This is a genomic window from Methylomonas sp. 2BW1-5-20, assembly GCF_052474515.1.
Map to the genome: position 1 here is coordinate 2655890 of NZ_CP184127.1, position 22879 is coordinate 2678768.

Sequence of the window (22879 nt, forward strand, 5' to 3'; positions counted from 1 at the left end):
CAACTCGTTTCAGTTTCGATCGTTTCCGATCGTTACTATAGTTACAGATTTCCATATTGTTAAAGAGCTATTGGTAGGAATACCAATGCTATAAAGTCTTTATCTCTATTTTGGGATAAAACTGTATAGCGCTGATGTCCACATCCAAGTGCTTACATTTGACGAACTGGTTACCCTCAGCGTTCAGCGTAATGGTGGAGCCAGGGAGGATCGAACTCCCGACCTCCTGCGTGCAAGGCAGGCGCTCTCCCAGCTGAGCTATGGCCCCTAAAACAGACTAAAGACCAAGACTCAAGCCGAAATCCGAATCCATTCAACGTTCCAGTCTACCCAGAATTGTTGTCTGATCATTTTCCGCCTTGTCGCTTTCGCCTTTTATGCGTTGGTGGGTCTGGGAGGAGTTGAACCTCCGACCTCACCCTTATCAGGGGTGCGCTCTAACCAACTGAGCTACAGACCCAGGTGCGTCTTTCAATCGAAATAATTTGTTGTGAGTACGTGTAACGGTGTGCCGTCTTTGTAAGGAGGTGATCCAGCCCCAGGTTCCCCTAGGGCTACCTTGTTACGACTTCACCCCAGTCATGAATCACAAAGTGGTAAGCGCCCTCCCGAAGGTTAAACTACCTACTTCTTTTGCAACCCACTCCCATGGTGTGACGGGCGGTGTGTACAAGGCCCGGGAACGTATTCACCGCGGCATTCTGATCCGCGATTACTAGCGATTCCGACTTCACGCAGTCGAGTTGCAGACTGCGATCCGGACTGGGACCGGCTTTTTGGGATTAGCTTACTCTCGCGAGTTCGCAGCCCTCTGTACCGGCCATTGTAGCACGTGTGTAGCCCTACCCATAAGGGCCATGATGACTTGACGTCGTCCCCACCTTCCTCCGGTTTATCACCGGCAGTCTCCCTAGAGTTCCCGACATGACTCGCTGGCAACTAAGGATAAGGGTTGCGCTCGTTACGGGACTTAACCCAACATTTCACAACACGAGCTGACGACAGCCATGCAGCACCTGTCTCAGAGCTCCCGAAGGCACTCCGCTATCTCTAACAGATTCTCTGGATGTCAAGGGTAGGTAAGGTTCTTCGCGTTGCATCGAATTAAACCACATGCTCCACCGCTTGTGCGGGCCCCCGTCAATTCATTTGAGTTTTAGCCTTGCGGCCGTACTCCCCAGGCGGTCAACTTAATACGTTAGCTCCACTACTAAGTTCTTTAAGAACCCAACAGTTAGTTGACATCGTTTACGGCGTGGACTACCAGGGTATCTAATCCTGTTTGCTACCCACGCTTTCGTACCTCAGCGTCAGTTTTAGTCCAGGGAGCCGCCTTCGCCACTGGTGTTCCTTCAGATCTCTACGCATTTCACCGCTACACCTGAAATTCCACTCCCCTCTACTAAACTCTAGTTGCCCAGTATCAAATGCAGTTCCCAGGTTAAGCCCAGGGCTTTCACATCTGACTTAAACAACCGCCTACGCACGCTTTACGCCCAGTAATTCCGATTAACGCTTGCACCCTCCGTATTACCGCGGCTGCTGGCACGGAGTTAGCCGGTGCTTCTTGTATAGGTAATGTCAGTCTACCGGGTATTAACCGGCAGGTATTCCTTCCTATTGAAAGTGCTTTACAACCCTCAGGCCTTCTTCACACACGCGGTATTGCTGGATCAGGCTTTCGCCCATTGTCCAATATTCCCCACTGCTGCCTCCCGTAGGAGTCTGGGCCGTGTCTCAGTCCCAGTGTGGCTGATCATCCTCTCAGACCAGCTATGGATCGTCGCCTTGGTAGGCCATTACCCTACCAACTAGCTAATCCAACATAGGCTCATCTATTAGCGCCAGGTCCGAAGATCCCCAGCTTTCCCCCGTAGGGCGTATGCGGTATTAGCGTGAGTTTCCCCACGTTGTCCCCCACTAATAGGCAGATTCCTATGCATTACTCACCCGTCCGCCACTCGTCAGCGCCCGAAGGCCTGCTACCGTTCGACTTGCATGTGTTAAGCATACCGCCAGCGTTCAATCTGAGCCATGATCAAACTCTTCAGTTTAATTTTAACTTGTCACTAAATAAGATTAGTGACCAATCTTGGCTCGACTACAGAACATCTTTTCTTGCGAATTGACGTGGTTTCTGTGTCGACTATTTCTAACAGCACATAGTCGCTACACATACCCACACAAATTATTTCGATTTAGTTTGTTAAAGAGCCAGAGCATTTCGCCCTGTTGAGCCGACATATTCTACAGCGTTTTCAGTTTCTGTCAAATTTATTTTTAAGCCATTTCAAAAAACCGAAATACCAAAAACGAACCTGCCAATCAACAACCTTAAACCCGCCGAACCATGCCGACCGCCTCGCTGCTAAAACTTAAAAGCCAGAGCAGTGAAGAGCCGTGCATTTTAATCATACAATCACTACTCGTCAAGAAATTATTTCTATCCGCGCAAATTTTCCACTTTCGACCACAAGCTTTGCGCCTTGAGCGAGCGCCGATACTGCAAATACTATTGAGCTTTAAACTGACCTTGGTTTTCGAGAAACCATTGATAAGTGCGATCAAGCCCCTCTTTCAAGCCTATTTTCGGCTGCCACCCCAAAGATTTAAGCTTTGAAATATCCATCAATTTTCGTGGCGTACCATCCGGCTTGGCACTATCCCAGCTAATTTGCCCTGTATAACCAATTACATCTTGGATTGTTTCGGCCAACTCACGAACCGTTACGTCTTCACCGGTTCCAACATTTAGATGCGACAACATAGGCTCAGTGCATGACTGATATTGTGCTTTATTCAAAGCCATCACATGCAGACAAGCCGCAGCCATGTCCTCGACATGCAAAAACTCGCGCATAGCCTTACCTGTCCCCCAAACGTTGACAGTTGGGGAGTTACTGACCTTAGCGTCGTGAAATTTTCTAATCAATGCAGGAATAACATGACTATTTTCCAAATGAAAATTATCGTTTTCCCCATATAAATTAGTCGGCATTACTGAGCGGTAATCTACCCCATACTGACGATTGTAAGACTCGCACAACTTGATTCCGGCAATCTTGGCAATTGCATAAGGCTCATTAGTCGCCTCTAATACCCCGGTTAGCAGTGCACTTTCTTGCATAGGCTGCTCGGCGAATTTTGGATAAATACAAGAACTACCCAAAAACAACAGACTTTTGCAACCTACTTGCCAAGCCTGATGAATCACATTGGCTTCCATCATTAAATTTTGGTAGATAAACTCGGCAGGATATTCATTATTGGCATGAATCCCGCCAACTTTAGCAGCTGCCAGAATGACCTGACTCGGCCGCTCCTGTTCCATGAATTGCTTCACCGACGCTTGATCGGTCAAATCCAATTCGGCATGAGTACGAACCACTATGTTTTCATAACCGACATCAACTAACTGCCGATAAATTGCCGATCCGACCATGCCACGATGACCAGCCAGATAAATTTTTGCTTGCTTATCAACCATACCGTTACTCCCTACTGACCGCCACGTTGTATCCCTGTTTTTTTAGCAAAGCATGCTTCTGCGCTTGCTCAAGGTCGTGCGCAACCATCTCGGCCACCATTTCCTGCAAAGTAATCTGCGGCACCCAACCTAATTTGTTTTTGGCATTACTTGGATCCCCCAGCAGGGTTTCAACCTCAGCCGGTCTGAAATAGCGTGAATCTATGGCAACAATATTTTGACCGACAACAATCCCCGGCGCCGTATCGCCCTCTATCGCGTCCACATATCCTTTTTCCTCTACGCCAGTGCCTTCCCAGCGAATACTCACGCCAAGTTCTTTGGCCGACAGTTCGATAAATTCTCTTACCGAATACTGCACGCCTGTAGCGATCACAAAATCTTCGGGCTTTTCCTGTTGCAACATCATCCATTGCATCCGCACATAATCCTTAGCATGCCCCCAATCCCTTAGCGAATCCATATTGCCCATATAAAGACACTTATCCAAACCGATAGCGATATTGCTCAGTCCACGCGTGATTTTACGCGTCACGAAAGTTTCACCTCGACGTGGTGACTCATGATTGAACAAAATACCGTTACATGCATACATACCATACGCTTCACGATAATTTACGGTGATCCAATAGGCATAAAGTTTGGCAACCGCGTAGGGAGAGCGTGGATAAAACGGCGTAGTCTCTTTTTGTGGAATTTCTTGTACCAAGCCGTAAAGCTCGGAGGTTGAAGCCTGATAAAAACGCGTGGTCTTCTCCATTCCCAGAAATCGAATCGCTTCCAACAACCGCAGAGTACCAATAGCATCAACGTCCGCAGTATATTCGGGAGACTCAAACGATACCGCAACATGGCTCATCGCGCCCAAGTTATAGACTTCATCCGGGCGGATTTCACTGAGAATCCGCGTCAGGTTAGAACTATCGGTCAAGTCGCCATAATGCAGAAAAAACTGCGGATCCGTAATGTGTGGATCTTGATAAATATGATCGACACGCTCTGTATTAAATAAAGATGAACGCCGTTTAATGCCATGAACCTCATAGCCCTTCTCCAACAGGAACTCCGCAAGATAGGATCCATCTTGACCGGTAATGCCCGTAATCAACGCTTTTTTTCTACTCATTTACAGCTCCTTTACATTTGAGTCAAATTCGACATAAAACCGCTTCAAAGTCGTCAGGCAGCCAAAGCACCGACACATACTTACTTGCCCGGCGCAGCCGAATATCCAACGGGCACAATAGTTTTACCCGGCAAATATGCCGGCAATTCCGGCAACAAATCTTTTAAAAACTGATGTAAACGCTGATCGGCGACAGCGATATCCTCAACCTTATCAACGGGGGTCACTAACCTGATCAAAGCACCATCGGTACGGTTCATCGTAATGGCGTCATAGAACAAATACCATTTCACCATGTACTCGTTGGTTATCATCCGGCCACGCTGGTGAAACCAAAAATACACCAATTGCCGGCTTTCGCCTTTTTGAATAATAGCTCGATTGACTTGCAATGCCTGACCATCCACATGGAGATCCGGAATCTCTCGTTGCTCGAAACTGCTGATTTGCCAGCCGTCACCGGGAATACAGCTGCGCGGCGAATGCACAACGGCACCTTTACGTTGGGATTGGTAATAAGCACTGTAAAAATTAACACTGCTGCGGGCTTCAGGTTGAATGAAATTGATAATGACATAGTCAGTTAATTTCAATTCATTTAGATAAAACTGAGTAAGGTAATCGTTACGGCCCTGCCAACTTCCCAATGTAGTCGGAAAGTTTAGAAACGCTTTGCGTTCCGGCACGATGTCGTCGCGCCCCTTAAAAATCTCGGAAGCAGCCGCGCCAATACCCAGCAAAAGCAAGGCGGCGAATACGGATTTGTTCAATACGACAGCAGGGGCAACACGCGAAACCGAATGCCCCCATTCTTCCGGAATTTGCACCAATTCGCCCATCGCCAATTTTCTGCCACTGATTCGACTAAAAATCCACATTTCGATAAACAGCAGCACCATGCACAGCAAAAACACCGCCCAGCCTTCGAAATCGTGCAGAAAACCCTCCGCCATCTCGGTGCCCCAGTTATCGACCAACACGCCGATAACGCCTATCCGAAAACTATTCATAAAAATAGTCAGCGGCATGGATGACAAGAAAATCAGCAGTTTTTGCCAGAACGGACCCTTAAACAGATAAGCGCAAAGAAAAGCCAGACTCGCCAATGGAAAAAGATACCGCAAACCGCTACAGGCATCGACTACCTGCAACTTATAACTGCCCAAATCAATAACATTGCCTTCCAAATACACCATGATGTCGCAAGCGCGAATGAATTCGACACCTAACCAGGAGGAGATCAATTGCAATTTGGAGGAAAGATTATTCAGAATAAAGTTTGGGAACGGCACCATGAAAATCAGAAACAACAAAGGCACAGCCCCAATCCGCAGGCCATGTAAACCAAACGCACTGGCGAACAGACCGGTCAAAACGATCAGAAACGCATATTGCTCCAGGGTTTTTATAGTTGCCAGCCCCCCGAGAATAAACAGTATCAGCCCTACGCCGATAATGGCCAAACCGGGAAGCGAGGCTTTAAAACCTTGTATTAACGCCAGTTCACCCCGGCGCATCCATAACAAATAAACCGTAATAAGCGGTATAAAAAAACCGTGGCTGTATTCCTCCTTGTCCATCCAGGTCGTCGCCATTTCCAAGAGACTGTCCCGAAATACCACGCATAGCACTAAAAAAGCTATACCCCATAATGACCATATGCCATTCGCGTTCGTATTCTCTGTATTCATTCCGTGTCGAAAATAAGAATTGATATGTAAAACTCATCCCATAACAGCAGGACTTGTAACTCTTTACTACTACTTCGCTTTGCTTGACTTGCGTACTTCTATACCAGCCGATATGAGCAGTTTTTCTTACTAAATGGGCAACCCCAGCTTATCACACCATTATCACCGGACTATATTAAAGACGAGTGACATAAGGTGCTGACGTTGCTAAGCGTCAGGATCGACCGTGAAAATCGGATTGTTTTTATCTTCTTCATTCAGCTTGGCCTTTTCTTCCGGATAAATGTGCCAAAAGGATTGGTCAATCGCGCCGTCGGTATAGCTATTTTTACGGTCATGAGTGAACGGACACCACCAGTTTTCCACCACTTTTACCAAATAAGCATGCCATTCGAACAATCCGACACTCACCGGGCAGTACCAGGTGCAATTCAAAATCCAGAACAATTTTGATTGCGCCATGCTGAATTTAAACGAACCGTCCATCGTAATCTGGTTTTTCAAATCATATCGATGACTTGCTCTGGCAGGTAAAAAATCGCTCCATTTTTTAACATTTTCGGCGCCGACCAATTTCAAACTGAAATACGTCAAATAGGCGCTGGTAATCACGAAAGGCAAAGTCAAAATCGGCAAATAGATAAACAGCAATCCGATAGCTCTCGATAACACCGGCATCTGTTTATGGTGACAACCGATATTGACGCGGTCTGCACAAGATTCGCAGGCTTTCATGTTTGTTTCTCCTCTGGAGTAGTTATTATTATTTGCTCACTATTAAGCAATTGAAAAATGCTGCGACAACCTTCGCAACAGAATTTTTTTTGACCCAGCAGGGTATTGAGCTCAAATCCCTTAATCAATACCGGTTGACTACACAGACCGCACTTAGGCTTGGAATCCGCCATGATTCCTATAACCGGCTGGATACGGCACAAAAATAGGTTTTCAGATAGTCGGTTTCGGGTAAGGCAGGATGAATCGGATGATCAGGCCCTTGCCCGCCACTGCCGAAAAACACCAAATGCCGATCGATGTGGCGCGCGGACGAACGCAAAATCTCATGCAGATTATCTCTGCTTAGATGATGCGAGCAAGACGCCGACACCAAAATCCCATTGTTGGACAAAACTTGCAGCGCCAAATGATTCAGACGCCGATACGCTTCATATCCGGCCTTAAAATCTTTCTTGCGTTTAATCAGGGCGGGCGGATCGAGTACAATCATATCGTAATGTTGTTGCTGTTCACGCGCCAGTTTCAAAAATTCGAAGACATCGCTACGCACAAATTGCATTTTATCTTGCACCCGATTCAGTTCGGCACTGGCCGCCGCCAGAGCCAATGCACTTTCCGAGCTATCCACGCAGCAAACTTCCACAGCCCCGGCCGCTGCCGCCGGAATACCCCAAGCACCGGCGTAGCTGAATAAATCCAGCACTTTTAAGCCACGGGCATATTGGGCAAATTGGGCCCTGCTGTTGCGATGATCGTAAAACCAGCCGGTTTTCTGACCCTCGGCGACATTCACCAAAAAGCGCACATTGTTTTCTTCGATCAGCAACTGCTCTGGCAACGCGCCGTAAACCAGCTCAGGTTCCAAGGACAGATTTTCCAACTGGCGCTGGCTGTTGTCGTTTTTCAACAAAATAGCGCTAGGTGCCACGAGTTCCAATAACACCTTAACCAGCACTTCCTTGTATTTTTCTATCCCGGCCGTGGTGATTTGTACGGAAAGCACCGAGCCGAAGCGGTCTATCACCAATCCCGGCAGACCATCGCTCTCGCCAAACACCAGACGATAATAAGGCTTGTCGAACAAGCGCTCGCGCAAACTCAAAGCTTGACTCAAACGCGATTTAAAAAAACTTTCGCCGATTTTGACATTGGTTTTGCGCGTCAGCATCCGAGCGCAAATCAAGGCATGCGGATTCAGATAGGCTATACCCAAGGCTTTCCCACCTGCTTCATGGACAACGACTACGTCACCGGCCGTGAATTGCTCCAACGGACTGCGTTGAATATCCACCTCGTTACTGAACACCCACAAATGTCCCTGCCGCAGACGTTTGTCTTCGTTTTTTTTCAGAAAGAGTTCCGGGTAGCTCATGATGTTTTAAAGTAAGGTAAGGATATAGCCGCCAACAGCTAAGTTGGGCGCAACAAAATTCAGATGAATTTCGACAGTCTGTTCGGCAGCCAATGTGGCCGATCCCACCAGAAATTGGGGGGCTGAAAACACGCGCTCAGCTGTCGGTTGCCCATTAAAGTTCAACAACGTCAGCTTCAAATTCGGTGCTGCCTGAGAAAATGGGGACTGGTTACTTAGTGCCGCCGTAAACAAATAACTGCGATTTGCCTGGAGATGCAAGGCGCCGTGTGTAACGGTCAAATCATCCAGCTTTTTATAAATGGGTAATTGACAAGCCACCGCCGCACATAGTTTTTCCAGCGCCGTTCTAAGCTGCGACTGCATGCATAAACGGTAACCCTCGAAATAAATAACTTGTGCCGCCAATAGCGACAACATCACCACGCTTGCGCTCAGCCAAACCGCCGAAGTCTGTTGCCGCGTTGTTCCCTTTTCCAGGAAATGAGTGGTGCTATCTTCGGCTAATTTGCCTTTGTGATCGCTAAGAAAACGCAAGCCATCGAAGTATTCACCGCATGCCGAACAAATTAACAATCCGCGTTGCTGCCGTAATTGCTTGACGGTAAGTCTGTGTTGTTTATCGCAATGCGGACAACGGCTGTACATCCATTCAACCAGGTTTATAAGCATCCAATCGGCACCAGTCCTCCTGACTGACCGGCGCGGCTACCGCTAATCCCCGAGCCCGATAGGCGGCGGCTACCGACTCAGCCTGTTCATTCAAAATCCCTGACAAAATCAGTCTTCCGCCCGGCCTCACCAAGGCCGAAATATTCGCTGCCAGCTCGATCAACGGTTTGGCGAGAATATTGGCAACCACCACGTCGGCCGGAAAAGCCGAAAATATCTCCGGTAAATAGTAACTTATCCGTTCTTGAACTTGATTTTTTTCGGCATTATATTGGCTGGCAGTCAACGCTTGCGGATCAATATCAACTGCGTGTGCGTACTTAGCCCCCAACAGCAGCGCTGCCACGGCAAGAATACCCGAACCGCAGCCGTAATCGATTACTACCTTATCCTGAATATCGTTGCCAGCCAACCATTCCAAACACAACGCCGTGGTTGGATGGGTACCGGTGCCGAACGCCAATCCCGGATCCAAGGTCATACAAACCGTATTGGGTTCGTGCCGCTCCTGACCACTGGGACAAATCCACAGGCGATCGGCAAATTTCATTGCCTGAAAATGCTCCATCCACGCCCGCTCCCAAGCCTGATCCTGCAAAACTTCGGCCGACCATTCCTGTAAAGGCTGACCGACGAATTCATTAAATAGCAAGGTATGCACGATATCGGGATCGGTATCGAGTTCAAATAAGGCGGTAACCCGGGTACGGGTCCAGATTTTGGTTTGATCGATAGCCGGCTCATAAACCGGCTCATCTTCGGCATCGCTGTAAGTCACCGAAACCGCGCCCAGTTCGCTAAAAAATTCGGACACCTCGGGAGCGGTGGATTCGTCGGTGATGACGGAAAGCTGATGCCAAGCCATATTGATCAAAGAATGCTAGTTGGGAAGGACTGACGCCATGTTCGAACCAATACTTCCCAAGCTGTTTAATGAATGCCCAATTTCTTTTCCAGATAATGGATATTTTGCCCACCCTGAGCGAATGCCGCGTCAGCCATGATGCTTTGCTGCAACGGTATATTGGTTTTAATCCCGTCTATCACCATTTCGCTTAGCGCAGTTTTCATCCGGGCTATCGCGCTGGCCCTATCGTCACCGTGCGCAATGAGTTTACCTATCATGGAATCGTAGTACGGCGGCACTTTATAGCCGTTGTAAATATGGGTTTCGCAACGGATACCCGGACCGCCCGGCATATGGAATTGATCGATAACGCCGGGGCTAGGCATAAAGGTTTTCGGATCCTCGGCATTCAACCTGCATTCGATCGCATGGCCGGTAAACTTCACCTGTTCTTGCGTGATCGATAAAGGCTCGCCGGCAGCAATGCGCAGCTGTTCCTTTACTATATCAAAACCGGTAATCATCTCGGTCACCGGATGCTCAACCTGCACCCGCGTATTCATTTCAATGAAATAAAAGTGACCTTTCTCATACAAAAATTCAAAGGTCCCCGCGCCTAGATAACCGATTTCCCGGCAAGCCAGCGCGCAACGCTCTCCCATCTGTTTACGCTGTTCTTCGGTAATACCCGGCGCAGGCGCTTCTTCGACGACTTTTTGATGGCGGCGCTGCATGGAGCAATCGCGTTCCCCCAGATGTATCGCGTTACCGTGTGAGTCGGCCAATACCTGAAACTCGATATGCCTCGGATCTTCCAGAAACTTTTCCATGTAGACAGTGCTATTGCCGAACGCGGTACCCGCCTCGGCCTTGGTCATTGCAATCGCATTGAGCAAGGCACTTTCGGTATGTACAGTGCGCATACCACGACCGCCGCCACCGCCGGCAGCCTTGATAATGACCGGATAACCAATTTCCCGCGCCATTTTCAGGTTGGTTTCTTCATCTTCACCCAACGGGTCGCCATTACCCGGCACGCAAGGGATACCTGCCGCCTGCATGGCTTTTTTCGCGGCGATTTTATCGCCCATCATGCGGATTGTTTCGGGTCTCGGCCCGATAAACACGAAACCGCTTTGACTGACTTTTTCGGAGAAATCGGCGTTTTCGGATAAAAAGCCGTAACCGGGATGGATCGCCTCGGCGTCCGTGACTTCGGCCGCACTGATAATCGCCGGGATATTTAAATAACTGCCGGCAGATGCGGCAGGCCCGATACAAACCGCTTCGTCGGCCAATCGTACGTGTTTTAAGTCGCGGTCCGCTTCTGAATAGACGGCCACGGTCTTAATACCCAACTCACGGCACGCCCGCAAAATGCGCAATGCAATCTCGCCGCGATTGGCGATAACAATTTTCTCAAACATAGTCGAGCCCCTTTGTCGGTTATTCGATGATAAACAAAGGTTGGCCGTATTCGACCGGATGGCCGTTTTCAACCAGGATTTGTTTGATTTTGCCGCTTTTATCGGCTTCGATCTGGTTGAGAATTTTCATCGCCTCGATAATGCACAAAGTTTGACCGTTGCTAACCGACTGACCTATCTCGACAAACGCTGCCGAGCCGGGCGAAGCCGAGCGGTAAAAAGTACCAACCATCGGCGACTTAACCACATGGCCGCTGACTTTTTCTTCAACCGGAGCCGCCGCGACCACTGCCGCAGCCGCAACGGGAGCGGCAACAGGCGCAGCATATTGCACGGGAGCCGCCGCTGAATATCGGCTGATTTTTACAGACTCTTCGCCTTCGCGAATCTCTATTTCAGCAATATCCGATTCCTCGATAAGATCAATCAGTTTTTTTATTTTTCTAATATCCATTGTTCTGAGTTCTCTCTATTAATATCTGATGAGCGGCTTGTAAAGCCAATTCGTAACCGTTCGCCCCCAATCCGCAGATAACGCCAACGGCGATATCCGAAAAATACGAATGTCTTCTGAAAGGCTCACGGGCATGCACGTTCGATAAATGTACTTCAATGAATGCAATCTTGGTTGCCAGCAAGGCATCGCGAATAGCCACGCTGGTATGGGTAAATGCGGCGGGATTGATAATGATAAAATCGACGCCCTGCCGATACGCTTGATGTATTTGCTCAATAATTTCGTGCTCGGCATTACTTTGCAGAAAACTCAATTGATGTCCAAGCGATTGGGCCAATTGTTCCATTCCCTGCTGAATGGTCTGCAATGTCTTACTGCCGTATAACCCCGGCTCTCGAACACCTAACAAATTTAAATTGGGTCCATTGAGAACGGTGAGGTTTGCCATTGCCGGTGCTGAACAAAATGCTAAATAAAACAGGAATTCTGCCTAATTTGTAGGTTTTTGTCCAGATAAACTGCTTTTCACATCATTAGGCATCGTTTTATCGACTTTTCAGTTATTTTACCGTCAATAACGGTTCAATCACTTCCAACACTTTCTCTCGCGTCAATTCGCCTAACTGATGATGCACGATTTGCCCTTGTTGATTAACGATTACAGTGAACGGCACGGTATTGATCACGTTACCCAACTGCTGGGCCAACATCGTCGCACCTTCGCCCCCGATCAACACGGGATAATTGATCTTGATCCGCTTTAAGTAATCTTCCACCGGCTGTTTGTCCTCAATCGCTATACCGACAAATTGCAGCCCTTTGTCTTTATATTCGTCCTGAAGCTTGATGAACTCGGGAATTTCCTTCAAGCAGGGCGGACACCAGGTTGCCCAAAAATTGATAATTAAGATTTTGCCTTGCCACTGAGTGACCGACTGCGGTTTGTCCGCCAGGTCGGGCAAGCTGAAATTCAATTGTGGAACCGGCTGGACAGTTTCAGCGCCGACAAAATATTGCCTGGCAAACAAACCGCCGCCTAGCGCGACGATGGCAATACAGACAATGATCGGTAAAATTTTCTTATTCATAATTGTTGCAAAGTTTTTAGAAAAGTAGCGGCATCCTGATAGCCGATCACACGTTGTGCGGTCCGTTCCCGACCATCCGCGCCCCAGAAAATAATGCCCGGCGGCCCGATCAGATCGAAGCGTTTCAACAAAGCTTTGTCGGCATCGTTATTCGCCGTCACATCGGCTTGCAGCACGACAAAATCGGCCAATTGTCGCTTTATCTGCGGATCGGTGAAGGTATAAGCCTCCATTTCTTTACAGGAAATGCACCAGTCGGCGTAGAAATCCAGCATCACCGATTTGCCGCTGGCCGATGCCTGCCGAATACGCTGATCCAATTCCGCAACCGAAGCCACCCGTTGAAAATCGAGTCCCTCCTGCACTGCTTGTGCTTGCGCATTCAAAGTCATGCCCTGCAGCGGTTGTAATGGATTGCTGTTACCGGCACTCAAACCAATCAGCTGTAAGATACCGAACACCAGCAGAATGATGCCCAATCCCTTCCATAGTTTGCGCCAACCGGAGGCCGATTCCGGCAGGGAGTCGATCGCCCCGAGAAAGATAGCCGGGATAACCAACAGCAAGGCCCACAAAAACATCGCCACCGCGGCCGGCAAGATACGCGACAGCATCCACACCGCCACGGCCAACATTGCCACGCCGAATACCGCCTTAGTGGCGTTTAGCCAATCGCCGGCTTTGGGCAGCAGTTTGCCGGCCGACGCCCCCAACAGTAATAGCGGCGCGCCCATACCCATAGCCATCACGAATAAAGCCGAACCGCCCAACACCACATCGCCGGTTTGGCCGATATAAATCAACGCTGCCGCCAGCGGAGCGGCCACGCAAGGCCCGACGATCAAGGACGATAAGGCCCCCATGATACCCGCTCCGAGATAGGAGCCGTCGCGATGCTTATCGCTGGAGTTATGCAAAACCGCTTGCAACGACTTCGGCAATTCCAGGTGATAAAAACCGAACATCGACAGCGACAACACCACGAACAAGCCCGAAAATACCGCTATCACCCACGGCTCTTGGAATGTCGCCTGCAGGTTGCTGCCGAACAATGCGGCCAATACGCCGAATACGGTGTACATCAAGGCCGACGCAAACACATAACTCAAGGACAGCAAGAAGGCCTTGCGGGTGCCGATTCGGTCGCCGTGGCCGACGATGATGCCCGACAAGATGGGAATCATCGGAAACACGCAGGGCGTGAACGCCAGTAACAAACCAAATCCGAAGAAACTGAATAAGGTCAGTGCCAAACTGTCGTGCCGCAGGGCATTGACGATTTTGTCCTGCTCCGACAACTCCGTAGACACTACCGGTTTGGTTTGCGGCAAGGTATCCGCTACCGGCAAATCAAGACTCACCTCGGATTGCATCGGCGGATAGCAGACGCCACGGTCGGCACAACCTTGAAATTTTGCCAGCAGCCTGATGGTTTCAGCGGCCGTACCTTCGCGGACCAACGTAATATCCACGCTAACTTGATTACGGTAGATTTGCACCTGCCCGAATTCCGCATCGTGGTACGCAGCACCTTCCGGAAGTTGCAAAGGCGTTAAGTGCGTCTGCGTCACCCCCGCCACATTGAGCGACAGCTTATCTTTATAAAGATAATAACCCTCGGCAATTTGCCAAGTCGCTTGCACGGTATGCGGGTCTTTCAAGGCGGCGAAAAACTGAAACGCCTGGTCCGGCGGCAATAATTCGTCGGAAAACAAACCGGGTGTCAAGCCCTTCAATCCTTTGACAAACTGATTAAGCGCATTGCCATTTACGATAGGCGGTGAGGACGGCAAGGCCACATCCAGCAGCACCTTTTGCGGCGGATAACAAACACCGGCGTCCGCGCAGCCTTGGTACTTAACCAACAGTTTTAATTGCGTTTCGTGGTTTTGATTAATCAGCGGCAACACCACATCGAGCCCGTTCCGGTACACCACCACTTCACCCAAACTTGGATCGTGCTCGCTAATCCCTTCCGGCATATTCGCCTGGCCGAGTTGAATCGTTTCGGTTTGCGACTGAAACTTGGTTTTATCGCGATAAAGGTGATACCCCTCCACTATCCGCCAGTGCAATTCGACTTTATCGGCGGTTTCGGCTGTGGCCGTTAATTTGAATGCCTGCTCCGGCGGTAAAAAATCCTGACCATCCAGCGCCGCCGCAGTGCGCAAAAAAACGGCCAACAAACACAATAAAATCAGTCTATGCCAAGGCATGAGTTTATCCATTTCAAATAATCCGGCGAGCCGTTTTCTATCGCGACCGCAATAATTTCCGGGAGTTGGTAGGGATGCAGGCTTTGCAGCGTCGCTTCAATGGCCGCATAGCGGTCTTGATGACTTTTGATGAGCAGTAATTGTTCCTGCGATATTTCGACTTCGCCCTGCCATTCGTAAACGGAGCGCACGCCGGGCAATATATTCACGCAGGCAGCCAGTTTTTGGGTTATCAACGTGCCGGCAAGCTTATCGGCAACCTCGGCGTCCGGACAGGTACAAAGAATCAATTGATACATCGCGATATTATCCTGGAATTTGCAACAAGATGCTCTTAGTATTAGCGGCTTTTTACCGCAACCGAGCTCACCATGAAAACCATGCAAATTCTGTTTATCGCTTTTTTGATCGTGCCGTTTGTGGAAATTTACGTGTTATTGCAAGTCGGAGGCCTGATCGGCGCCTTCCCGACTATTTTATTGGTGGTCTTTACCGCTGTATTGGGAGCGTGGTTGCTACGGCGCCAAGGCTTCGCCACCTGGCAGCGCTTCCAATCGGCATTGGCGCAAGGCGAAATTCCGGCGTATGAAATGATCGAAGGACCAATATTGCTGGTAGGCGGCGCGCTGTTGTTGACACCGGGATTCTTCACCGACATGCTCGGCTTCGCTTGCCTAATCCCAACCTTACGCAGAAAGATTGCTCAGTACATTATCGAGCACCATTTACTGCAAACCCAGGTGGGCTCGGTATTTCAACAGGCGCGCAATTCGCAGACTATTATCGAAGGCGAATACAACAAACAAGATTAACAAAGTCTCTTGAATCCGAATCCGCGCCGGAATCGCGGATTCGGGGCCAGCAACTAAGGCTGATTAGCCCTCGGAAGCCGCATTGCTACCCAGGGTGTTTTTATCCATGCTGGAATATGCGGGGCACCAACCGGAATAACTGGTCGCAACCAAGGCCAAGCCAACCAACAACATCAATATGCTGGCGGTAAATAGCGAAACGCTCAGCAACACCACACCTGAAACCATCCGGACTTTCTTATCTTTCTCGCCGATGTTGTGCTCAAATTTGATCAAACGTTTATAATCGAAGCTCATTTCCAATCCTCTCTGTGTTGTAGTTATTAGTCCCGACGCAAGGCTTTCCCTTAAAAGGCAAGCAAATATACACAGCTCTTCAAAATCTGCAAGTTATAAAAAATGGACGTCTCTTCTATCATCACCGCTTTAAACGACGACCAACGCCTGGCGGTTTCCGCGCCGATGCAAGCCATGCTGGTGCTGGCCGGCGCTGGCAGCGGCAAAACACGGGTGCTGGTTCACCGCATCGCCTGGCATATCCAGGTGAATCACATTTCGCCTTACAATATTCTGGCCGTTACATTTACCAATAAAGCCGCCAGCGAAATGCGCAGCCGAATCGAGGACTTACTCGAGACGCCGGCCCGCGCCATGTGGATAGGCACCTTCCACGGTCTGGCCCACCGTTTGTTGCGGCAACACGCCAAGCAAGCCAATCTGCCGGAAACCTTTCAAGTGATGGATAGCGACGACCAATTGCGCATCATCAAACGGCTGATGAAGAACCTGAATCTGGACGACAGTAAATGGCCGCCGAAGCAGGCGCAATGGTTTATCAATGCGCAAAAAGACGAAGGCATCCGCGCGAAACACATGCAGGACAACGGCGACTTTTATAACCGGCAGATGAAACAGGTTTATCTGGCTTACGAAGAAGTGTGCCAACGCTCCGGCCTGGTGGATTTTGCCGAGTTGCTGCTCAGAGCCCATGAATTGCTGCGCGATAACGAAGATTTGCTGGCGTTTTACAAGCAACGCTTTCAACAAGTCCATGTCGACGAATTCCAGGACACCAACACCATTCAATACGCCTGGCTACGCCTGCTTACCGAAGGCAACAACAATCTGTTCGTGGTCGGCGACGACGACCAATCGATTTACGGCTGGCGCGGAGCCAAAATCGAAAACATCTTCAATTTCCAAAAGCACTATCCGGAGCATGGCATCGTCCGCCTGGAGCAAAACTACCGATCCAGCGGCCATATCCTGAAAGCGGCCAACACCCTGATCGCCAATAACGACAACCGGATGGGCAAGGAATTATGGACCGACGCCGGCGAAGGCCAGGCCATTTCCCTGTACTCGGCATTCAACGAGCAAGACGAAGCGTATTTCGTGGTCGAGAAAATTCGGCAATGGGTGAAAGACGGCGGTTTGCGCAGCGACACCGCGATTCTATATCGCTCCAATGCTCAGTCCCGGCAATTCGAAGAACGCTTGATGACCACCGCCACGCCCTATCGAGTTTACGGCGGCCTGCGCTTTTTCGAGCGCATGGAAATCAAAAACGCTCTCGCCTATCTACGCCTATCCACCAATCCGCACGACGACCCGTCGTTCGAACGGGTCGTCAACACGCCAACTCGCGGCATCGGCGCGAAGACCCTGGACGACATGCGCATTCTGGCCCGTGAACAGCAGTTGTCACTCTGGCAAGCCGCCTTGGCGATGCTGGAACAAAATCAGTTATCGGCGCGCGCCGCCAACGCCCTGCGTGGCTTTTTAAACCTAGTCATTGCGCTCGGCGAAACTACCAAGGATTTGAGTCTGCACGAAACGGTCAAACAAGTCGTCGAAACCAGCGGCCTGATCGAACTTTATAAGAAAGAAAAACAAGACAAGGGGGAAGCGCGGGTAGAGAATCTGGAGGAGCTGGTCAACGCCGCGCGCTTGTTCGATTACGATAGCGAAAACGCCGAGAACATGGGCGAACTGGACATGTTTTTAGCGCATGCGGCATTGGAAGCCGGCGAAATGCAAGGCGAGGTAGATGAAGATTGCGTGCAATTAATGACTTTACATTCAGCCAAAGGTTTGGAATTCAAGCTAGTATTTTTGGTGGGCCTGGAAGAAGGCCTATTCCCTTCGCAACAAGCCTTGGACGACGCAGGCCGCTTACAGGAAGAACGCCGCCTGTGCTACGTCGGCATTACCCGGGCGATGCAACAACTGTATCTGACGCACGCCGAATCCAGGCGCCTGTACGGCAAGGACAGTTATCCGCGCGCCTCGCGGTTTTTGCGCGAGCTGCCGCAGGAGTCGATTCAGGAAATCAGATTACGCGCCAATGTCAGCCGACCGGCTACTAATAGCGTACCGCAAACAAAAAGCCTGGGCAGCAAGGGCACTTACAAACTGGGCCAGCCGGTCAGACACGAAAAATTCGGCGAAGGCGTGGTACTGCAAATGGAAGGCGAAGGCGAGCAAGAAAGGGTGCAGATCAATTTCCGCAACGCCGGCATCAAATGGCTGATGCTGGCTTACGCCAAGCTGGATGCCGCATAACTTAGATCATTTGGATAGGTAACGCGGCGTTCGGATAAACCGAACGCCGCGAAACAAAGCAAGCCGACTAGAAAAATTAGTCGGTGACGGTGATGACTTTCAACGAATTGGTACCGCCGCTGGCCCCGGTCAAGTCGCCTTTGGTACGAATCAGCGCATCCCCCGGTTTCACCACTCCGCGCGCTTTCAAGGCCTTAATCAGGCTTTGAGTCACGCTCGATGATTCCATCTTTTCCTTGGCAAACGGAATTGGGAACACACCTTTGTACAGAGTCACCCGGCCCAACGTACGTTCGCAACTGCTGAACGCGAAGATAGGGATATTGGAGCTGATTCTGGACATCCACAGCGGTGTAGAACCCGACTCGGTCAGCGATGCAATACCGGCAATTTCGGTATGATTGGCCATGTACATCGCGGACATCGCGATAGCCTCATCAATACGCGAGAACTTATCGGTCATCCGGTGCATGGATTTGGTCACACTCGGTTGCTTTTCGGTCTCCAGGCAAATACGCACCATGGCTTGTACGGTTTTCACCGGATGCTTGCCGGATGCGGTTTCCGCAGACAACATGATCGCATCGGTACCGTCGACAATCGCATTAGCCACGTCAAACACTTCCGCACGGGTCGGGATCGGATTTTCGATCATCGATTCCATCATCTGTGTCGCGGTGATCACGGCCCGATTCAGTTCGCGCGAACGCTGGATCAGCAGTTTTTGCGCCGCGGGCAAATTGGCGTCGCCGATTTCCACACCCAAGTCGCCACGGGCCACCATGATCGCATCGGACGCCAGGATGATTTCGTCGATAACGTCCATCGCTTCCGCGCGTTCTACCTTGGCGACCAAACCCGCGTAAGAACCCGCTGCTTGCAACAGCTCACGGGCCTCATGCATATCGTCGGCGGTACGCGGAAAGGAAATCGCCACGTAATCCGCTTGAATCACCGCGATGGTTTTGATGTCTTCCTTATCTTTGTCAGTCAAAGCCGCCGCAGACAAACCGCCGCCCAACAGGTTGATACCTTTATTGTTCGACAAATCGCCACCCACCACGACTTTGGTATTGACGCGGGTATTGTCGATCACATCGACCACATCCAACACCACCCGGCCATCGTCCAACAACAGACGGGTACCGGGTTTTACTTCGCGCGCCAAAGGCTCATAGCTAATACCAACTTGGGTATTGTCGCCATCCAATTTACCCAGATTAATATCCAGGGCAAAGTCCTGACCTTCTTCCAGCCAGACTTTATTCTCTTTGAAACGCTCGATGCGGATTTTCGGACCTTGCAAATCGGCCAGAATACCGACGCGGCGGCCGGTTTGTTTACTGATTGCTCTGACCCGGTTGGCGCGATCAATGTGATCCTGCGCCGAACCGTGCGAGAAATTCAAACGGACAACATCAATGCCCGCCTCGAACAATTCCTCGAGTACGCCGGGCTTGTCCGTGGCAGGTCCCAGCGTAGCCAGGATTTTCGTTCTACGTAACAGCATGTAAACCCTTATTTAGCGTTGAACAAAGCAACCGTGGTATCGAGCATACGGTTTGAGAAACCCCATTCGTTGTCGTACCAGGACAGGACTTTCACGAAATTGCCGCCGGTGACTTTGGTCAGTCCAGCTTCGTAGATTGAAGAATGTGGGTTGTGATTAAAGTCCATGGACACCAATGGCTCGTCGTTGATGGCCAGAATACCTTTCAGAGGACCCGCTGCCGCTTCACGCAAAATGCCGTCGATTTCTTCTTTAGTGGTGTTACGTGATGCTTGGAAGCACAAATCCACAACAGACACGTTGATGGTAGGTACGCGCATTGCGAACCCATCCAGTTTGCCTTTCATTTCCGGCAACACCAAACCTACCGCGGCAGCCGCACCGGTTTTGGTTGGGATCATGGATTGCGTAGCGGAACGCGCACGGTGCAAGTCACTATGATACACGTCGGTCAATACTTGGTCGTTGGTGTATGAGTGAATGGTGGTCATCAAACCGTGATCGACACCGATGGAGTCCATCAAAGGTTTAACTAAAGGCGCCAAGCAGTTGGTGGTGCAAGAAGCATTGGAAATAACAGTGTCGGATGCTTTCAGGGTTTGATGGTTAACACCATAAACGATCGTTGCATCGACATCATTACCGCCCGGAGCGGAGATAATGACTTTTTTGGCACCGGCAGTAATGTGCGCGGAAGCTTTAGCTTTGCTGGTGAAAAAACCGGTGCACTCGTGCACAACATCAATACCCAATTCAGCCCAAGGCAATTTAGCAGGATCTCTTTCAGCAAATACGCGAATTTTGTCGCCGTTGATCACAATGTAATCGCCATCGACAGACACATCAAACGGGAATTTACCATGTACGGTGTCGTATTTGGTCAAGTGTGCGTTGGTTTTGGAATCGCCCAAATCGTTGATAGCAACAACTTGGATCTCGTTGGTGCGACCTGATTCGTACAAAGCGCGCATGACATTGCGACCGATACGACCATAACCGTTAATTGCAACTTTAATTGCCATAGAGTTTTCTCCGGGATGAGTGTGAAAGACTTGCGTCGAGGTGTGCCAAAAGCACCAAAAATAGACTGGATTGTAGCAAAAACCCGCAAGCAGCGTCTACCGTCACCGCGCGCTTAGGCCCACCAATACCTAATTAACCCGGCAAAAACCTCATCGGAAAGCCCAGGCAACACGCAAAGCAGTTAGCCGGCAAAAAATAGCAAAGTCCGAGTACGGTACAATACCAAGCCATATCCCGATATAGAGACGCAAAACATGCAAATCCAATGGTATCCCGGCCATATGCACAAAGCCAGCAAGGAGATCAAATACGCCTTGCCCGACATCGATTTATTGATCGAAATTCTCGACGCCCGGATTCCTTACAGCAGTCAAAATCCGATGCTGGCTGCTTTGCGCGGCGACAAGCCTACCATCCGCGTACTCAGCAAAACCGACCTGGCGGACCCGGAACTGACTAAAGCCTGGCAAACCTATCTGGAACGGGAACAGGCGGTAAAAACCCTGGCCGTCACCACCCAGCAGCCGGAAAAAATCAAACAGATTATCGACTTGTGCGCGAAGATGCTGCCGGAGAAAACCGCCGCCAACAAAGTCATCCGCACCATGATCATGGGTATCCCCAACGTCGGAAAATCCACGATTATTAACGTGCTGGCCGGCCGCACCATCGCCAAAACCGGCAACGAACCCGCTGTCACCAAACAACAGCAGCGCATCAATCTAGGCAACAACATCGTACTGTCCGATACGCCGGGCGTACTCTGGCCCAACGTGGAAAACCGCCACAGCGGTTATCGGCTGGCGGTGACCGGCGCGATCAAGGACACCGCCTTTCAACACGACGACATTGCGCTATATGCCCTGGAATACCTGACCACCGCCTACCCGGAGAATCTAAAAACCCGTTACCGGCTGGCGGAACTACCCGGCGAGGCGATGACATTGCTGCAAGCCATCGGCGCCAAACGCGGCTGCCTACGCAGTGGCGGCGTGGTCGAATTGGACAAGGCCGCCAAACTGCTGCTGAACGAATTCCGTAGCGGTACGCTGGGCCAGATCACCTTGGAAACGCCGGAGATGATAGAAGCGGAACTAGTAGAGTTGACGGCGATTCGTGAAGAAAAAGAAGCCAAGAAAGCGGCAAAACGGCGCGGGACTCGACAAGATTAAACCGGGACTAATCAAGGCCGCCCGGTCACCTGATGGTATTTAAGCGCTGCTGCCGATTGTATATTCCAGATTCAAAGCCGGTGAACACTAGAAAACGGCAGATCGCAGTTTCGACCTGAACGGCCGATTGCGGGTCCTTGAGTTGCCGTTGAGAATGACCGCACTTGAATTGAAAACTGCCTGACAGTTCAGCTATATGCTTGATTCCAAAACCTTAACCCGTATTCTTCGGATTTATTTATTGTTTCGCAATCCTTATATCCCTATAATCTTTTCACTCTTTCTGGTGCCGCGGGTGAATATTTTCGCCCGCGCTTAAACAGGAAGCCGGTGATGCACTCAATGCAAAAGCCGGCGCTGCCCCCGCAACGGTAGATAAGTTAAAGGGCCACGAATATGCCACTGTGCACTTGTGCATGGGAAGGCCGTGGCTCAGGCGATAAGCCGCTTATAAGCCCGGAGACTGGCCTGGAAGATCGTTCGAGACAGCGGAGGGCTGTTTACGAAACGGTCGGAGCCGTCTCTGCCTTTTTCGTACATCCAATTCCTCTCTCGGTTTTTAACCCATGCGCGGCGGGCGCTGAGGAATTTTATGTTTACGGTTTCCCTCGCTTCGGCTTACCCCGAAGATTCACGCATTTCTTACTTGGCGTTTTGTGCGGCTGGCTATATAGCC

At 50.2% G+C, this 22879-nt stretch carries 19 protein-coding genes, 2 tRNA genes, 1 rRNA gene and 1 riboswitch; of the genes, 3 read left to right on the forward strand and 19 right to left on the reverse strand.

Annotated elements, in window-relative coordinates:
* Positions 1-192: 192 nt before the first annotated feature.
* From ACH50O_RS12175 to cutA, 16 genes are all read right to left on the reverse strand, one after another.
* A tRNA-Ala gene (locus ACH50O_RS12175) sits at positions 193-268 on the reverse strand.
* Positions 269-383: 115 nt separating this feature from the next.
* Positions 384-460, reverse strand: a tRNA-Ile gene (locus ACH50O_RS12180).
* 60 nt (positions 461-520) lie between these two features.
* A 16S ribosomal RNA gene (locus tag ACH50O_RS12185) occupies positions 521-2054 on the reverse strand.
* Positions 2055-2512: 458 nt separating this feature from the next.
* A complete protein-coding gene (fcl, locus tag ACH50O_RS12190) occupies positions 2513-3487 on the reverse strand; it encodes a GDP-L-fucose synthase (RefSeq protein WP_446808061.1) in 975 nt (324 codons plus the stop codon).
* Positions 3488-3491: 4 nt separating this feature from the next.
* The gene (gmd, locus tag ACH50O_RS12195; RefSeq protein WP_446808062.1) at positions 3492-4613 is read right to left on the reverse strand and encodes a GDP-mannose 4,6-dehydratase; all 1122 of its coding nucleotides are present in this window, start codon (positions 4611-4613) and stop codon (positions 3492-3494) included.
* An 80-nt stretch (positions 4614-4693) separates the two neighbouring features.
* Entirely contained in the window at positions 4694-6304 is a 1611-nt protein-coding gene (gene xrtD, locus ACH50O_RS12200; protein ID WP_446808063.1) for a VPLPA-CTERM-specific exosortase XrtD, read from the reverse strand.
* 207 nt (positions 6305-6511) lie between these two features.
* The gene (locus ACH50O_RS12205) at positions 6512-7039 is read right to left on the reverse strand and encodes a hypothetical protein (protein WP_446808064.1); all 528 of its coding nucleotides are present in this window, start codon (positions 7037-7039) and stop codon (positions 6512-6514) included.
* 178 nt (positions 7040-7217) lie between these two features.
* Positions 7218-8414 carry a class I SAM-dependent rRNA methyltransferase gene (locus tag ACH50O_RS12210; protein ID WP_446808065.1) on the reverse strand — a complete coding sequence of 399 codons (1197 nt, stop codon included), beginning with the start codon at positions 8412-8414 and terminating at the stop codon, positions 7218-7220.
* Between the two features lie 6 nt (positions 8415-8420).
* On the reverse strand, positions 8421-9086 hold the full coding sequence (locus ACH50O_RS12215; RefSeq protein ID WP_446808066.1) for a zinc-ribbon and DUF3426 domain-containing protein: 666 nt from the start codon (positions 9084-9086) through the stop codon (positions 8421-8423).
* The gene (gene prmA, locus ACH50O_RS12220; RefSeq protein WP_446808067.1) at positions 9067-9951 is read right to left on the reverse strand and encodes a 50S ribosomal protein L11 methyltransferase; all 885 of its coding nucleotides are present in this window, start codon (positions 9949-9951) and stop codon (positions 9067-9069) included. The genes ACH50O_RS12215 and prmA overlap by 20 nt, the downstream gene beginning before the upstream one ends.
* Before the next feature lie 65 nt (positions 9952-10016).
* Positions 10017-11360: an acetyl-CoA carboxylase biotin carboxylase subunit gene (gene accC / locus ACH50O_RS12225; protein ID WP_446808068.1), complete on the reverse strand. Its 1344-nt coding sequence runs from the start codon at positions 11358-11360 to the stop codon at positions 10017-10019.
* 19 nt (positions 11361-11379) lie between these two features.
* Positions 11380-11814 carry an acetyl-CoA carboxylase biotin carboxyl carrier protein gene (gene accB / locus ACH50O_RS12230; RefSeq protein WP_446808069.1) on the reverse strand — a complete coding sequence of 145 codons (435 nt, stop codon included), beginning with the start codon at positions 11812-11814 and terminating at the stop codon, positions 11380-11382.
* Positions 11804-12265, reverse strand: a complete 462-nt coding sequence (gene aroQ / locus ACH50O_RS12235) for a type II 3-dehydroquinate dehydratase (protein ID WP_446808070.1) — start codon at positions 12263-12265, stop codon at positions 11804-11806. Before aroQ ends, accB begins: the two co-directional genes overlap by 11 nt.
* Positions 12266-12377: 112 nt before the next feature.
* Complete coding sequence (locus ACH50O_RS12240) at positions 12378-12905, reverse strand: TlpA family protein disulfide reductase (protein ID WP_446808071.1); 528 nt, start codon at positions 12903-12905, stop codon at positions 12378-12380.
* Positions 12902-15121 (reverse strand): protein-disulfide reductase DsbD, encoded by a 2220-nt coding sequence (locus ACH50O_RS12245; protein WP_446808072.1) that lies wholly within the window; start codon positions 15119-15121, stop codon positions 12902-12904. Before ACH50O_RS12245 ends, ACH50O_RS12240 begins: the two co-directional genes overlap by 4 nt.
* Complete coding sequence (cutA, locus tag ACH50O_RS12250; protein ID WP_446808073.1) at positions 15103-15420, reverse strand: divalent-cation tolerance protein CutA; 318 nt, start codon at positions 15418-15420, stop codon at positions 15103-15105. The genes ACH50O_RS12245 and cutA overlap by 19 nt, the downstream gene beginning before the upstream one ends.
* A 72-nt stretch (positions 15421-15492) precedes the next feature.
* Between cutA and ACH50O_RS12255 the strand changes: the two genes are divergently transcribed.
* The gene (locus ACH50O_RS12255) at positions 15493-15933 is read left to right on the forward strand and encodes an FxsA family protein (protein ID WP_446808074.1); all 441 of its coding nucleotides are present in this window, start codon (positions 15493-15495) and stop codon (positions 15931-15933) included.
* Positions 15934-15996: 63 nt separating this feature from the next.
* On the opposite strand, the gene ACH50O_RS12260 is transcribed toward ACH50O_RS12255, so the two are convergent.
* Positions 15997-16230: a YgaP family membrane protein gene (locus tag ACH50O_RS12260; RefSeq protein ID WP_446808075.1), complete on the reverse strand. Its 234-nt coding sequence runs from the start codon at positions 16228-16230 to the stop codon at positions 15997-15999.
* A 102-nt stretch (positions 16231-16332) separates the two neighbouring features.
* On the opposite strand from ACH50O_RS12260, the gene uvrD reads away from it, so the two are divergent.
* On the forward strand, positions 16333-18498 hold the full coding sequence (gene uvrD, locus ACH50O_RS12265; protein ID WP_446808076.1) for a DNA helicase II: 2166 nt from the start codon (positions 16333-16335) through the stop codon (positions 18496-18498).
* Between the two features lie 76 nt (positions 18499-18574).
* On the opposite strand, the gene pyk is transcribed toward uvrD, so the two are convergent.
* Together pyk and gap are read right to left on the reverse strand one after the other, a co-directional pair.
* The gene (gene pyk, locus ACH50O_RS12270; protein WP_446808077.1) at positions 18575-20008 is read right to left on the reverse strand and encodes a pyruvate kinase; all 1434 of its coding nucleotides are present in this window, start codon (positions 20006-20008) and stop codon (positions 18575-18577) included.
* A gap of 8 nt (positions 20009-20016) precedes the next feature.
* Positions 20017-21030 (reverse strand): type I glyceraldehyde-3-phosphate dehydrogenase, encoded by a 1014-nt coding sequence (gene gap, locus ACH50O_RS12275; protein ID WP_415878816.1) that lies wholly within the window; start codon positions 21028-21030, stop codon positions 20017-20019.
* Positions 21031-21285: 255 nt separating this feature from the next.
* On the opposite strand from gap, the gene ylqF reads away from it, so the two are divergent.
* Positions 21286-22203: a ribosome biogenesis GTPase YlqF gene (gene ylqF / locus ACH50O_RS12280; protein WP_446808078.1), complete on the forward strand. Its 918-nt coding sequence runs from the start codon at positions 21286-21288 to the stop codon at positions 22201-22203.
* 267 nt (positions 22204-22470) lie between these two features.
* A riboswitch (cobalamin riboswitch) is annotated at positions 22471-22689 on the forward strand.
* Positions 22690-22879: the final 190 nt, after the last annotated feature.

What these genes read in the sequence shown, in the direction of transcription:
- fcl (WP_446808061.1), bottom strand. Translation starts at nt 3,487, where the DNA reads ATGGTTGATAAGCAAGCAAAAATTTATCTGGCTGGTCATCGTGGCATG.
- gmd (WP_446808062.1), bottom strand. Translation starts at nt 4,613, where the DNA reads ATGAGTAGAAAAAAAGCGTTGATTACGGGCATTACCGGTCAAGATGGA.
- xrtD (WP_446808063.1), bottom strand. Translation starts at nt 6,304, where the DNA reads ATGAATACAGAGAATACGAACGCGAATGGCATATGGTCATTATGGGGT.
- ACH50O_RS12205 (WP_446808064.1), bottom strand. Translation starts at nt 7,039, where the DNA reads ATGAAAGCCTGCGAATCTTGTGCAGACCGCGTCAATATCGGTTGTCAC.
- ACH50O_RS12210 (WP_446808065.1), bottom strand. Translation starts at nt 8,414, where the DNA reads ATGAGCTACCCGGAACTCTTTCTGAAAAAAAACGAAGACAAACGTCTG.
- ACH50O_RS12215 (WP_446808066.1), bottom strand. Translation starts at nt 9,086, where the DNA reads ATGCTTATAAACCTGGTTGAATGGATGTACAGCCGTTGTCCGCATTGC.
- prmA (WP_446808067.1), bottom strand. Translation starts at nt 9,951, where the DNA reads ATGGCTTGGCATCAGCTTTCCGTCATCACCGACGAATCCACCGCTCCC.
- accC (WP_446808068.1), bottom strand. Translation starts at nt 11,360, where the DNA reads ATGTTTGAGAAAATTGTTATCGCCAATCGCGGCGAGATTGCATTGCGC.
- accB (WP_446808069.1), bottom strand. Translation starts at nt 11,814, where the DNA reads ATGGATATTAGAAAAATAAAAAAACTGATTGATCTTATCGAGGAATCG.
- aroQ (WP_446808070.1), bottom strand. Translation starts at nt 12,265, where the DNA reads ATGGCAAACCTCACCGTTCTCAATGGACCCAATTTAAATTTGTTAGGT.
- ACH50O_RS12240 (WP_446808071.1), bottom strand. Translation starts at nt 12,905, where the DNA reads ATGAATAAGAAAATTTTACCGATCATTGTCTGTATTGCCATCGTCGCG.
- ACH50O_RS12245 (WP_446808072.1), bottom strand. Translation starts at nt 15,121, where the DNA reads ATGCCTTGGCATAGACTGATTTTATTGTGTTTGTTGGCCGTTTTTTTG.
- cutA (WP_446808073.1), bottom strand. Translation starts at nt 15,420, where the DNA reads ATGTATCAATTGATTCTTTGTACCTGTCCGGACGCCGAGGTTGCCGAT.
- ACH50O_RS12255 (WP_446808074.1), top strand. Translation starts at nt 15,493, where the DNA reads ATGAAAACCATGCAAATTCTGTTTATCGCTTTTTTGATCGTGCCGTTT.
- ACH50O_RS12260 (WP_446808075.1), bottom strand. Translation starts at nt 16,230, where the DNA reads ATGAGCTTCGATTATAAACGTTTGATCAAATTTGAGCACAACATCGGC.
- uvrD (WP_446808076.1), top strand. Translation starts at nt 16,333, where the DNA reads ATGGACGTCTCTTCTATCATCACCGCTTTAAACGACGACCAACGCCTG.
- pyk (WP_446808077.1), bottom strand. Translation starts at nt 20,008, where the DNA reads ATGCTGTTACGTAGAACGAAAATCCTGGCTACGCTGGGACCTGCCACG.
- gap (WP_415878816.1), bottom strand. Translation starts at nt 21,030, where the DNA reads ATGGCAATTAAAGTTGCAATTAACGGTTATGGTCGTATCGGTCGCAAT.
- ylqF (WP_446808078.1), top strand. Translation starts at nt 21,286, where the DNA reads ATGCAAATCCAATGGTATCCCGGCCATATGCACAAAGCCAGCAAGGAG.